The organism is Streptococcus oralis (genome assembly GCF_023110055.1).
In the GTDB taxonomy this organism is placed as follows: Bacteria; Bacillota; Bacilli; order Lactobacillales; family Streptococcaceae; genus Streptococcus; species Streptococcus oralis_BY.
Genome location: NZ_JALDVG010000001.1, coordinates 1,282,123 through 1,295,717, shown reverse-complemented (window position 1 = coordinate 1,295,717; position 13,595 = coordinate 1,282,123). Strand labels below are relative to the sequence as shown.

Annotated in this window: 9 protein-coding genes; all 9 read left to right on the top strand. The window is 43.8% G+C overall.

All coding sequences use genetic code 11. The features are described from left to right. The first annotated feature begins 360 nt into the window (after positions 1 to 360). The 9 genes from rpoB (at position 361) to recA (ending at position 13,576) form a co-directional block, all read left to right on the top strand. Positions 361 to 3,972: a DNA-directed RNA polymerase subunit beta gene (rpoB, locus tag M1G01_RS06110; RefSeq protein ID WP_247931406.1), complete on the top strand. Its 3,612-nt coding sequence runs from the start codon at positions 361 to 363 to the stop codon at positions 3,970 to 3,972. A 32-nt stretch (positions 3,973 to 4,004) separates the two neighbouring features. Then, positions 4,005 to 7,670: a DNA-directed RNA polymerase subunit beta' gene (gene rpoC / locus M1G01_RS06105; RefSeq protein ID WP_247931405.1), complete on the top strand. Its 3,666-nt coding sequence runs from the start codon at positions 4,005 to 4,007 to the stop codon at positions 7,668 to 7,670. Between the two features lie 110 nt (positions 7,671 to 7,780). Beyond that, positions 7,781 to 8,200 (top strand): nucleoside-diphosphate kinase, encoded by a 420-nt coding sequence (gene ndk / locus M1G01_RS06100; protein WP_000438280.1) that lies wholly within the window; start codon positions 7,781 to 7,783, stop codon positions 8,198 to 8,200. A gap of 134 nt (positions 8,201 to 8,334) precedes the next feature. Beyond that, entirely contained in the window at positions 8,335 to 8,958 is a 624-nt protein-coding gene (locus tag M1G01_RS06095; protein ID WP_247931404.1) for a hypothetical protein, read from the top strand. 83 nt (positions 8,959 to 9,041) lie between these two features. Further along, entirely contained in the window at positions 9,042 to 9,485 is a 444-nt protein-coding gene (gene tsaE / locus M1G01_RS06090; RefSeq protein WP_000556959.1) for a tRNA (adenosine(37)-N6)-threonylcarbamoyltransferase complex ATPase subunit type 1 TsaE, read from the top strand. Next, positions 9,475 to 9,996 carry a GNAT family N-acetyltransferase gene (locus M1G01_RS06085; protein ID WP_247931403.1) on the top strand — a complete coding sequence of 174 codons (522 nt, stop codon included), beginning with the start codon at positions 9,475 to 9,477 and terminating at the stop codon, positions 9,994 to 9,996. Before tsaE ends, M1G01_RS06085 begins: the two co-directional genes overlap by 11 nt. Before the next feature lie 4 nt (positions 9,997 to 10,000). Further along, positions 10,001 to 11,041, top strand: a complete 1,041-nt coding sequence (lytR, locus tag M1G01_RS06080; protein WP_000592174.1) for a glycopolymer--peptidoglycan transferase LytR — start codon at positions 10,001 to 10,003, stop codon at positions 11,039 to 11,041. A 72-nt stretch (positions 11,042 to 11,113) separates the two neighbouring features. After that, positions 11,114 to 12,370, top strand: coding sequence for a competence/damage-inducible protein A (locus tag M1G01_RS06075; protein WP_049550216.1), 1,257 nt, complete (start codon positions 11,114 to 11,116; stop codon positions 12,368 to 12,370). 54 nt (positions 12,371 to 12,424) lie between these two features. Beyond that, positions 12,425 to 13,576: a recombinase RecA gene (gene recA / locus M1G01_RS06070; protein ID WP_049550217.1), complete on the top strand. Its 1,152-nt coding sequence runs from the start codon at positions 12,425 to 12,427 to the stop codon at positions 13,574 to 13,576. Positions 13,577 to 13,595 lie beyond the last annotated feature (19 nt).

The following is a 13,595-nucleotide window of genomic DNA, read 5'->3' as shown; positions in this document are numbered from 1 at the left end:
GAAAATGTAATGCTTCATTCTCTTGAAATTTTAAAATAATATATAGGAAAAGATTGTTTAAAAAATAGTAAAAAAACCTTGAAAAATCTAGCTAAATAAGGTATAATATGAATAATCATTTGTCGTAGGTTTTGTCTGAAATATTGTCCAGACAAGGCTCACAGCAGTTAAATCTTCTGAAAAAGTCAGATTTAGCTGCTCTTTTTGTGCTTTTTTTCAGGTTTTCGAGTGCTTGTAACAAAGATTTAAAGATTCTGAAAATTCGTCAAAGGGACACGGTGATAGGGTTTTTAAAACCATATGACGATTAGAAAAGCCTGATTGACAAGGCTTGGAATTTATTTACAAAGGAGAATCATCTTGGCAGGACATGACGTTCAATACGGGAAACATCGTACCCGTCGTAGTTTTTCAAGAATCAAAGAAGTTCTTGACTTACCAAATTTGATTGAAATTCAAACGGATTCATTCAAAGATTTCCTAGACCACGGACTTAAGGAAGTATTTGAAGATGTATTGCCAATTTCAAACTTCACAGACACAATGGAGTTGGAATTTGTTGGCTATGAGATCAAGGAACCAAAATATACGCTCGAAGAAGCTCGTATCCATGATGCTAGCTACTCAGCACCAATTTTTGTAACCTTCCGCTTGATTAATAAAGAAACAGGCGAAATCAAGACTCAAGAAGTCTTCTTTGGTGATTTCCCAATCATGACAGAAATGGGTACTTTCATCATCAATGGTGGTGAACGTATTATCGTTTCTCAGTTGGTCCGCTCACCAGGTGTTTACTTTAATGACAAAGTAGACAAGAACGGTAAAGTGGGTTACGGTTCTACTGTTATCCCTAACCGTGGAGCTTGGTTGGAACTTGAAAGCGACTCAAAAGACATCGCTTATACTCGTATCGACCGTACTCGTAAGATTCCATTTACGACCTTGGTTCGTGCGCTTGGTTTCTCAGGTGATGATGAAATCTTTGATATCTTTGGTGATAGCGAATTGGTTCGCAATACTGTTGAAAAAGATATCCACAAGAATCCAATGGACTCTCGTACAGACGAAGCCTTGAAAGAAATTTACGAACGCCTTCGTCCGGGTGAGCCTAAAACTGCTGAAAGCTCACGTAGCTTGCTTGTGGCTCGTTTCTTTGACCCACGTCGCTACGATTTGGCAGCTGTTGGTCGATACAAGATTAATAAAAAATTGAACATCAAAACACGCTTGCTCAACCAAACCATTGCGGAGCCATTGGTAGACCCTGAAACAGGAGAAATCTTGGTAGAAGCTGGCACCGTTATGACTCGTAGTGTGATTGAAAGTATCGAGAGTCACTTGGATGGCGACTTGAACAAGATCGTTTATATTCCAAACGATGCAGCTGTTCTGACAGAACCAGTTGTCCTTCAAAAATTCAAGGTTGTTGCCCCAACGGATCCAGACCGTGTTGTAACCATCATCGGAAATGCCAATCCAGACGACAAGGTTCGTGTTGTAACTCCTGCGGATATCCTTGCAGAGATGAGCTACTTCCTCAACTTGGCAGAAGGTATCGGACGTGTGGATGATATCGACCACCTTGGGAACCGTCGTATCCGTGCAGTTGGTGAATTGCTTGCCAACCAAGTACGTCTTGGACTTTCTCGTATGGAACGTAATGTCCGTGAACGTATGTCTGTTCAGGACAATGAAGTTTTAACACCACAACAAATCATCAACATCCGTCCTGTAACAGCTGCAGTTAAAGAATTCTTTGGTTCATCACAGTTGTCACAGTTCATGGACCAACACAACCCGCTTTCTGAGTTGTCTCACAAACGCCGTTTGTCAGCCTTAGGACCTGGTGGTTTGACACGTGACCGTGCAGGATATGAAGTACGTGACGTGCACTATACTCACTATGGTCGTATGTGTCCAATCGAGACACCTGAAGGACCTAACATCGGTTTGATCAATAACTTGTCATCTTACGGACACTTGAATAAGTATGGATTTGTTCAAACACCATACCGTAAGGTTGACCGTGAAACTGGTGTAGTCACAAACGAAATCGTTTGGTTGACAGCCGATGAAGAAGATGAATTTACTGTAGCGCAGGCCAACTCTCGCCTCAACGAAGACGGTACTTTTGCTGAGAAAGTTGTCATGGGACGTCACCAAGGGGTCAACCAAGAGTATCCAGCAGAAGTGGTTGACTACATGGACGTGTCACCAAAACAGGTAGTTGCCGTTGCGACAGCATGTATTCCTTTCTTGGAAAACGATGACTCCAACCGTGCCCTCATGGGTGCCAACATGCAACGTCAGGCTGTGCCTTTGATTGATCCAAAAGCACCTTACGTTGGTACTGGTATGGAATACCAAGCAGCTCATGACTCTGGTGCTGCTGTTATTGCTCAGTATGATGGTAAAGTTACATACGCAGATGCTGACAAGGTAGAAGTACGCCGCGAAGATGGTTCATTGGACGTTTACCACATCCAAAAATTCCGTCGTTCAAACTCAGGTACTGCTTACAACCAACGCACGCTTGTTAAAGTTGGCGATGTCGTCGAAAAAGGCGACTTTATCGCTGACGGACCTTCTATGGAAAAAGGGGAAATGGCGCTTGGACAAAACCCAATCGTTGCCTACATGACATGGGAAGGTTACAACTTCGAGGATGCCGTTATCATGAGCGAACGCTTGGTCAAAGACGATGTCTACACATCTGTCCACCTCGAAGAATACGAATCAGAAACGCGCGATACAAAGCTTGGGCCTGAAGAAATTACTCGTGAAATTCCAAACGTTGGGGAAGATGCTCTTAAAGACCTTGACGAAATGGGTATTATCCGTATCGGTGCAGAGGTTAAAGAAGGGGACATCCTTGTAGGTAAAGTCACACCTAAGGGTGAGAAAGACCTTTCAGCTGAAGAACGTCTCTTGCACGCTATCTTCGGAGACAAGTCTCGTGAAGTGCGTGATACTTCTCTTCGAGTACCTCACGGTGCCGATGGTGTCGTTCGTGATGTTAAGATCTTTACACGTGCAAATGGTGATGAGTTGCAATCAGGTGTTAACATGCTGGTTCGCGTCTACATCGCTCAAAAACGTAAGATCAAGGTCGGAGATAAGATGGCCGGACGTCACGGAAACAAAGGGGTTGTCTCTCGTATCGTTCCTGTAGAAGACATGCCTTACCTTCCAGACGGAACTCCAGTCGATATCATGTTGAACCCACTTGGGGTGCCATCACGTATGAATATCGGTCAGGTTATGGAACTCCACCTTGGTATGGCAGCCCGTACTCTTGGTATCCACATCGCAACACCAGTCTTTGACGGAGCAAGTTCTGAAGACCTTTGGGATACTGTTAAAGAAGCAGGTATGGATAGCGATGCTAAGACAATCTTATACGATGGGCGTACAGGTGAGCCGTTTGACAACCGTGTATCAGTTGGTGTCATGTACATGATCAAACTCCACCACATGGTTGATGATAAATTGCACGCGCGTTCAGTCGGACCATACTCAACCGTTACTCAACAACCACTCGGAGGTAAAGCTCAGTTTGGTGGACAACGTTTCGGTGAGATGGAGGTTTGGGCTCTTGAAGCCTACGGTGCGTCAAATGTCCTCCAAGAAATCTTGACCTACAAGTCTGACGATATCAACGGACGTTTGAAAGCCTATGAAGCCATTACAAAAGGAAAACCAATTCCAAAACCAGGTGTTCCAGAATCCTTCCGAGTTCTTGTAAAAGAATTGCAATCTCTTGGTCTTGACATGCGTGTCCTTGACGAAGATGACCAAGAAGTGGAACTTCGCGACTTGGATGAAGGAATGGACGAAGATGTCATCCACGTAGATGACCTTGAAAAAGCCCGCGAAAAAGCAGCCCAAGAGGCGAAAGCAGCCTTTGAAGCTGAAGAAGCAGAGAAAGCAACAAAAGCGGAAGCAACAGAAGAAGCTGCTGAACAAGAATAAGCAGTTCACTTAGAATAGAAAGGGAAGAAATAGTGGTTGATGTAAATCGTTTTAAAAGTATGCAAATCACCCTAGCTTCTCCAAGCAAAGTCCGTTCATGGTCTTATGGAGAAGTCAAAAAACCTGAAACAATCAATTACCGTACCTTGAAACCAGAACGTGAAGGACTCTTTGACGAAGTCATCTTTGGTCCTACAAAGGACTGGGAATGTGCTTGTGGTAAGTACAAACGCATTCGTTACAGAGGGATTGTTTGTGACCGCTGTGGGGTTGAAGTAACGCGTACGAAAGTTCGTCGTGAGCGTATGGGGCACATCGAGTTGAAGGCTCCTGTATCTCACATCTGGTACTTCAAGGGGATTCCAAGCCGTATGGGCTTGACCCTTGATATGAGTCCTCGTGCCCTCGAGGAAGTTATCTACTTTGCGGCTTATGTGGTGATTGATCCTAAGGATACACCACTTGAGCACAAGTCTATCATGACAGAGCGCGAATACCGTGAGCGCTTGCGTGAGTATGGTTATGGTTCATTCGTTGCCAAGATGGGTGCCGAAGCCATCCAAGACCTCTTGAAACAAGTAGATCTTGAAAAAGAAATTGCTGAACTCAAAGAAGAGTTGAAAACAGCTACTGGACAAAAACGTGTTAAAGCCATCCGTCGTTTGGATGTTTTGGATGCCTTTTACAAGTCTGGAAACAAACCTGAATGGATGGTTCTCAACATCCTTCCAGTTATTCCACCAGATCTTCGTCCAATGTTGCAGTTGGATGGTGGCCGTTTTGCCTCATCTGACTTGAACGACCTTTACCGCCGTGTTATCAACCGTAACAACCGTTTGGCTCGTTTGCTTGAGTTGAATGCACCTGGTATTATCGTTCAAAATGAGAAGCGTATGCTTCAAGAAGCGGTTGATGCTTTGATTGACAATGGTCGTCGTGGTCGTCCAATCACAGGACCAGGTAGCCGTCCACTCAAATCATTGAGCCACATGCTTAAAGGGAAACAAGGACGCTTCCGTCAAAACTTGCTCGGTAAACGTGTTGACTTCTCAGGACGTTCCGTTATCGCCGTTGGTCCAACTCTTAAGATGTACCAATGTGGTGTGCCACGTGAAATGGCGATCGAGCTCTTTAAACCATTCGTCATGCGTGAAATCGTTGCCCGCGACATTGTGCAAAACGTTAAGGCAGCTAAACGCTTGGTGGAACGTGGAGACGAACGTATCTGGGATATTCTTGAAGAAGTAATCAAAGAACACCCAGTACTTTTGAACCGCGCACCGACCCTTCACCGTTTGGGTATCCAAGCCTTCGAGCCAGTCTTGATTGATGGTAAGGCCCTTCGCTTGCACCCGCTTGTCTGTGAAGCCTACAACGCCGACTTTGACGGGGACCAAATGGCCATCCACGTACCGCTTTCAGAAGAAGCTCAAGCAGAAGCTCGTATCTTGATGTTGGCTGCTGAGCATATCTTGAACCCGAAAGATGGTAAACCAGTTGTTACTCCATCTCAGGACATGGTTTTGGGTAACTACTACTTGACCATGGAAGAAGCTGGTCGTGAAGGTGAAGGAATGGTCTTCAAAGACCGTGACGAAGCGGTTATGGCTTACCGCAATGGTTATGTTCACCTCCATTCACGTGTTGGTATCGCGACAGATAGCCTCAATAAACCTTGGACTGAAGAGCAAAAACACAAGGTCTTGCTGACAACAGTTGGTAAAATCCTCTTCAACGACATCATGCCAGAGGGTCTGCCTTACTTGCAAGAACCAACAAATGCCAACTTAACAGAAGGTGTTCCAGCTAAATACTTCTTGCCACTAGGTGGAGATATCAAGGAAGCAATCAACAATCTTGAACTCAACCCTCCATTCAAGAAGAAAAATCTTGGGAATATCATCGCTGAAATCTTCAAACGTTTCCGTACGACAGAAACTTCTGCCCTACTTGACCGCATGAAGAACCTCGGTTACCACCACTCAACTCTTGCAGGTTTGACAGTGGGTATTGCCGATATCCCAGTTGTTGAAGACAAGGCTGAAATCATCGAAGAATCACACAAACGTGTAGAACAAATCACAAAACAATTCCGTCGTGGTATGATCACAGATGACGAGCGCTACAATGCTGTTACAGCTGAATGGCGTGCAGCCCGTGAAAAATTGGAGAAACGTTTGGTTGCCAACCAAGATCCTAAGAACCCAATCGTTATGATGATGGACTCTGGAGCCCGTGGTAACATCTCAAACTTCTCACAGCTTGCCGGTATGCGTGGTCTGATGGCCGCTCCGAACGGACGTATCATGGAATTGCCAATCCTTTCAAACTTCCGCGAAGGTTTGTCAGTACTCGAAATGTTCTTCTCAACTCACGGTGCCCGTAAAGGTATGACCGATACGGCCCTTAAGACAGCCGACTCAGGTTACTTGACTCGTCGTTTGGTTGACGTTGCCCAAGACGTTATCATCCGTGAGGACGACTGTGGAACAGACCGTGGTCTCTTGATTCGTTCTATCGCAGAAGGAAAAGAGATGATCGAGTCTCTCGAAGAGCGTCTCAATGGTCGTTACACTAAGAAAACTGTTAAACATCCAGAAACTGGTGCAGTTATCATTGGTCCAAATGAGTTGATTACAGAAGACAAGGCGCGTGAAATTGTCAATGCTGGTGTGGAAGAAGTGACTATCCGCTCTGTATTTACATGTAACACTCGTCATGGTGTCTGCCGTCATTGTTACGGTATCAACTTGGCGACTGGTGATGCGGTTGAAGTTGGTGAAGCAGTTGGTACAATCGCTGCCCAATCTATCGGGGAACCTGGTACACAGCTTACAATGCGTACCTTCCACACGGGTGGGGTTGCCTCAAATACCGATATCACTCAGGGTCTTCCTCGTGTCCAAGAAATCTTTGAAGCCCGCAATCCTAAAGGGGAAGCGGTCATCACAGAGGTCAAAGGACAAGTTACAGCTATCGAAGAAGACGCGTCAACTCGTACCAAGAAAGTCTTCGTTAAGGGTGAAACTGGCGAAGGTGAGTACGTGGTTCCGTTTACAGCACGTATGCGTGTCGAAGTTGGAGACCAAGTCTCTCGTGGTGCAGCATTGACAGAAGGTTCTATCCAACCGAAACGTCTCCTTGCTGTTCGTGATGTCTTATCAGTTGAAACCTACCTTCTTGGTGAAGTACAAAAAGTTTACCGCAGCCAAGGGGTAGAAATCGGTGACAAACACATCGAGGTAATGGTTCGTCAAATGATCCGTAAAGTTCGTGTCATGGATCCAGGTGACACAGACCTTCTTATGGGTACTCTCATGGATATCAACGACTTTACAGATGCCAACAAGGATGTTCTTATCGCAGGTGGAGTTCCAGCGACTGGTCGCCCAGTTCTTATGGGAATCACCAAAGCCTCACTTGAAACAAATAGTTTCTTGTCAGCGGCTTCCTTCCAGGAAACAACTCGTGTCCTTACAGATGCAGCCATCCGTGGTAAGAAAGATCATCTCCTTGGACTCAAGGAAAATGTTATCATCGGTAAGATCATCCCAGCTGGTACTGGTATGGCTCGCTACCGTAACCTTGAACCACAAGCCATCAATGAAGCAGAATATCTGGCTCCAGAACAAGAAGAGGCAGAAAACGCTCCAGTAGATGAAACTGTGGAAATCCAAGTTGAAGAAACAGTAGAATAAAAGCAAACAAGAGAACCTTTGGGTTCTCTTTGTTTTATTTCAGAAAATTTTCCCACTTTTTCATAAAGTATGGTAGAATAGAAGAACTAAAATGCCAAGGAGGTGTCCGTATGGAACAAACATTCTTTATCATTAAGCCAGATGGTGTGAAAAGAGGGCTGGTTGGCGAAATTCTGCAAAGAATGGAGCAACGAGGTTTCAAACTCGAAAAATTAGAGTTGCGTTCAGCAGTTTCAGAAGCTTTGATTGACCAACACTATCAAGACTTGGTTGAAAAAAGTTTTTATCCTCCTATCCGTCAGTTTATGACTTCAGGACCAGTAGTGGTGGGCATTCTATCAGGTCCGAAAGTGATTGAAACTTGGCGGACCATGATGGGGGCTACTCGTCCAGAAGAAGCTCTGCCAGGAACTATCCGAGGAGATTTTGCTAAGGCTGCAGGAGACAATCAAGCCATTCAAAATGTAGTTCACGGCTCCGATTCGGAAGCTTCTGCAAAACGTGAAATTGCTCTCTGGTTTAAGGATTAGACTGGTAAAAGAACAGTTCTGCGCACAACAGAGCTGTTTTTTGGTCAGTTGAGCACAAAAAAAGGACACTTGAGGCGGAAACAATCATTTCAAACTCCTCACAAGGTATAATCCCATATAGGGAGGGAAAAGAAATGGTAAAATCAATTCGCCTATTGTTACTGATTGCAGTCGTCCAGATTAGTTTTAGTAGTTGTCTATTATGGAAAGAATCTTTTTTATCTTTAAAACAGACCAATGCTTACTTTTTGATTTTGATAGTAGGATTTTCTGTTCTTTGTGCTGGGATAAATTATTTCCATACAGCAGACCAGTCTAGACATAGTATTTTACATGTTCAAAAGAAAGTGAGTCTGGTTTATTGCCTCCTTTTAGTAGTCAATCTTCTGGCAACCTGTCTGGTTCTCTCAGAAAGCATCCAAACCACTAGCAAATTGCAGCAGGAACTGGTTGACCTCTTTTTACCCTCCTTCTTTTTCTTGCTAGGAGTAGATCTATTGATTTTCTTACCTTTTGATAAAATTTTTCGCGATATAGAAAATCACCTAAATAAAAAGAAAACAGTCGTCATTTCCGTTCTAGCTACGATGGTTTTTTTGAGGAATCCATTAGTGATTTCCTCGATTCTCCTTTATGTCAGTGTTGGTTTTCTATGCGCACGTTTCCTTTTTCCAAAATGTATCCAAAGGGAAATCTCCTTTTACGGACACCTGATTCGGGATATCCTGTTTGTTTTTTCAATAGTTGTATTCTTTTAAGTAGAGGAGAATTTTTCAAAATTGTTATAGTAAGTCCATAAAGAAAATTCACACAAAAGAAAACTTTTTGGTATAATAGTAGCATGCACACAAAAAATGAAGAAGAGCTTCTAGCTCTCGGAGAAAGATTAGGTCATTTGCTTCAAAAAGACGATGTTCTGATCTTGACTGGAGAGTTGGGGGCGGGTAAAACAACCTTTACAAAAGGCCTTGCTAAGGGCTTGGATATCCGTCAAATGATTAAAAGTCCAACCTATACCATTGTCAGAGAGTACGAAGGGCGTTTGCCACTTTACCACTTGGATGTCTACCGTATCGAAGGTGATGCTGATTCTATTGACTTGGATGAGTTTCTCTTCGGTGGTGGTGTGACTGTTATTGAGTGGGGGCATCTTTTGGGTGAAGATTTACCAGATTCTTACTTGGAGTTGGAAATTTTGAAAGAAGCTGAGGGGCGTTGTCTTCATTTTACGGCTCATGGCTCTCGGGCTGAACAACTCATCAAGGAGCTTCAAGATGGAGTATGAGTTGTGTATTCGTGAGGCAGAGACATCAGATGCTACAGACTTAATTGCATTTTTAGATTGTGTCGGTCAAGAGACAGATTTTACCAGTTTGGATGAAAATGGTATCATGATGACAGCTTCTGAAATGGCTCTTTTTATCGAAAAACAAGCTGTATCAGAGAATCAAATTACTCTCCTCGCCTTACTGAATGATGAGATTGCAGGAGTTTTAAATATCACAGCGGACCAACATTTAAGAGTTCGACATATCGGTGATGTTTTTTTAGCAGTTCGCAAGAAATTTTGGAACCAAGGCTTGGCGACTATACTTCTAGAAGAAGGCATCGAGTGGGCTAAAGTCAGTGGCGTCTTGCGCCGTTTGCAACTTAGTGTACAAAAACGAAACGAGGCTGCAGTCCACCTCTATTCAAAAATGGGATTTATCACAGAAGGCTTACAAGAAAGAGGAGCCTATTTAGCAGAAGGGATATTTTTAGATGTTTGTCTTATGGGCAAGCTGATAAATAAATAACGAGATGATTAAAAAATTAATTGGAATGGTGCTAGGTTTCCTAGCAGTAACAGTTTTAGGTGTAGCGGTTTATGGCTATACCATCTACCAACAGGGAACAGAAACCCTAAGTAAAAAGACTTACAAAAAAATCGGGGAAGAAACCAACGTTATCGAAGCGACGGAGCCTCTGACCATCCTCTTGATGGGGGTAGATACGGGAAATGTGGAACGTACAGACCCGTGGGCGGGAAATAGTGATTCCATGATTCTCTTGACGGTTAATCCCAAAACAAAGAAAACCACTATGATGAGTTTGGAACGTGATATTTTGACCAAGATTGAGACTGGAAACGGTCAAGTTCAGGAAGCTAAACTCAATGCGGCCTATGCTAATGGTGGTGCGGAACTTGCAATTTCTACTATTCAAAAGATGATGAACATCCACATTGACCGCTATGTGATGGTTAACATGCAGGGACTTCAACAATTGGTGGATGCAGTTGGTGGGATCACCGTCAATAATACACTTGGTTTCCCAATTTCGATTGCTGACCAAGAGGAGTTTAATAAGATTTCCATCGGTGTTGGAGAACAAACTTTGAATGGGGAGGAAGCCCTGGTGTATTCACGGATGCGTTACCAAGACCCAGAGGGAGACTATGGTCGTCAAAAACGTCAACGTGAAGTCATTCAAAAAATCGTTGAGAAGGTTTTGAGCCTAAACAGTGTGAGTCATTATCAAGGTATCCTCAAAGCTTTGAGTGATAACATGCAGACCAATGTAGACTTATCAGCTAAGAGCATTCCACAATTGCTTGGCTATCAAGATTCTTTCAAGAATATCGAAACGCATCAATTGCGTGGGGAAGATGCTGAGCTACAGGGAATTTCTTATCAGATTGTCACTTCAGAACATATGCTCGAGATGCAAAATCTCTTGCGTCGTTCATTAGGTAAAGAGCCAGTGACAGAATTGGAAACCAATGCGGTACTGTACGAAACAGCCTTTGGTCGGACAGCACCTTCAACCAGTACTAATGCTTCAAACGAAGAAGCAGAATAAGAAAAGAATCAAATCGTGGGAAATTTCCTGCGATTTTTTCAAAAAAATTCGAATAGATAAGTAGGAGGAAACATGAAAGCAGAAATTATTGCTGTTGGAACAGAAATTTTAACAGGGCAGATTGTCAATACCAATGCTCAGTTTTTATCAGAGAAACTAGCCGAAATCGGGGTAGACGTCTACTTCCAAACAGCTGTTGGAGATAATGAAGCTCGTCTTTTGTCCTTGCTTGAGATTGCGAGCCAACGTAGTAATCTTGTGATTTTGACAGGGGGCTTGGGACCAACTGAGGATGATTTGACCAAACAAACCCTGGCAAAATTTTTAGGAAAAGATCTAGTGTTTGACCCTCAAGCGCAAGAGAAACTGGATATTTTCTTTGCTCATAGACCTGACTATGCTCGGACACCGAATAATGAGCGCCAAGCCCAAATTGTAGAAGGGGCGACTCCACTGCCAAATGAGACAGGTTTAGCAGTAGGAGGGGTGTCGGAAGTGGATGGCGTGACCTACGTGGTCCTCCCGGGACCACCTAGTGAATTGAAACCTATGGTCTTAAATCAACTCTTACCCAAGTTAATGACTGGTACCAAGTTATACTCTCGAGTGCTCCGTTTCTTTGGAATTGGGGAGAGTCAGTTGGTGACCATTTTGGCGGATTTGATTGACCATCAAACCGATCCGACTTTGGCGCCGTATGCCAAAACAGGAGAAGTGACCTTGCGCTTGTCTACAAAAGCAGTTAGTCAAGAAAAGGCTCATCAAGCACTGGACATCCTAGAAAGTCAAATCTTGAGTCGCCAAACTTTCGAGGGAATTTCTCTACGAGACATCTGTTATGGATATGGGGAAGAAACCAGCCTCGCAAGTGTCGTTGTAGAAGAGCTAAAGAAGAGACAGAAAAGCATTACTGCGGCAGAAAGCTTGACGGCAGGTCTCTTTCAAGCGACATTAGCAGACTTTTCGGGCGTTTCAGCTATCTTTAATGGCGGTTTTGTCACTTACAGCCTAGAAGAAAAGTCCAAGATATTGGATATTTCCGAGCAAGAGCTAAAAGAACACGGGGTTGTTTCTGAGTTTACGGCCCGAAAAATGGCAGAGCAGGCTCGACTCAAGACTCAGTCTGACTACGGAGTTAGTTTGACGGGTGTGGCAGGACCAGATAGCCTAGAGGGGCATCCAGCTGGTACAGTTTTTATTGGACTGGCACATGCAAAAGGGACAGAGGTTATCAAGGCTAATATCGCAGGACGGAGTCGAGCAGATGTCCGACATATTGCGGTCATGCATGCCTTTAACCTAGTTCGCAAGGCTTTATTAAGTGACTAAATTTTGGTATAATGAAAGATAGGTCTAAGGACCAGTAGAATATAGGAGAACAAAATGGCGAAAAAACCAACAAAAAAATTAGATGAAATTGGGAAAAAATTTGGAGCTGACCGTGAAAAAGCATTGAACGATGCTCTTAAATTGATCGAAAAAGACTTTGGTAAAGGCTCAATCATGCGCTTGGGTGAGCGCGCGGAGCAAAAAGTTCAAGTGATGAGCTCAGGCTCATTGGCTCTGGACATTGCTCTTGGTTCAGGTGGTTATCCTAAAGGACGTATCATCGAAATCTATGGACCAGAATCATCTGGTAAGACAACGGTTGCCCTTCACGCTGTTGCGCAAGCACAGAAAGAAGGTGGTATTGCAGCCTTTATCGATGCGGAACATGCTCTTGACCCAGCCTATGCTGCAGCCCTTGGTGTGAACATTGACGAATTGCTCTTGTCACAACCAGACTCAGGTGAACAAGGTCTTGAAATTGCTGGAAAATTGATTGACTCAGGTGCAGTTGACATTGTCGTTATTGACTCGGTTGCGGCCCTTGTACCTCGTGCAGAAATTGATGGGGATATTGGTGACAGCCACGTTGGTTTGCAAGCTCGTATGATGAGCCAGGCCATGCGTAAACTTGGTGCTTCTATCAATAAAACCAAAACAATTGCCATCTTTATCAACCAGTTGCGTGAAAAAGTTGGGGTCATGTTTGGAAATCCAGAAACAACACCTGGTGGACGTGCTTTGAAATTCTACGCTTCAGTCCGTTTGGATGTTCGTGGAAGCACACAAATCAAGGGAACTGGTGACCAGAAAGATACCAATGTCGGTAAGGAAACCAAGATCAAGGTCGTGAAAAACAAGGTGGCTCCACCATTTAAGGAAGCCTTTGTTGAAATCATGTACGGAGAAGGGATTTCTAAAACTGGTGAGCTCTTGAAGATCGCAAGTGATCTCGATATCATCCAAAAAGCGGGAGCATGGTACTCTTACAAGGGTGAAAAAATCGGACAAGGATCTGAAAATGCTAAGAAATACTTGGCGGATCACCCAGAAATTTTTGATGCTATTGACCACCAAGTTCGTGTTCAATATGGCTTGATTGAAGATGAAGAAGGGACAACTCCTACCACTGTTGCGGAAGATCTAGCACCTAACCAAGAAGTAACGCTTGACCTAGGCGATGGACTTGAAATCGAAATTGAAGATTAAAAATGAAAGCGGAGAAGTC

Excerpts from the sequence above, each read along its gene's own strand:
- M1G01_RS06085 (WP_247931403.1), top strand. The coding sequence starts at position 9,475 with ATGGAGTATGAGTTGTGTATTCGTGAGGCAGAGACATCAGATGCTACA.
- lytR (WP_000592174.1), top strand. The coding sequence starts at position 10,001 with ATGATTAAAAAATTAATTGGAATGGTGCTAGGTTTCCTAGCAGTAACA.
- tsaE (WP_000556959.1), top strand. The coding sequence starts at position 9,042 with ATGCACACAAAAAATGAAGAAGAGCTTCTAGCTCTCGGAGAAAGATTA.
- ndk (WP_000438280.1), top strand. The coding sequence starts at position 7,781 with ATGGAACAAACATTCTTTATCATTAAGCCAGATGGTGTGAAAAGAGGG.
- M1G01_RS06075 (WP_049550216.1), top strand. The coding sequence starts at position 11,114 with ATGAAAGCAGAAATTATTGCTGTTGGAACAGAAATTTTAACAGGGCAG.
- M1G01_RS06095 (WP_247931404.1), top strand. The coding sequence starts at position 8,335 with ATGGTAAAATCAATTCGCCTATTGTTACTGATTGCAGTCGTCCAGATT.
- recA (WP_049550217.1), top strand. The coding sequence starts at position 12,425 with ATGGCGAAAAAACCAACAAAAAAATTAGATGAAATTGGGAAAAAATTT.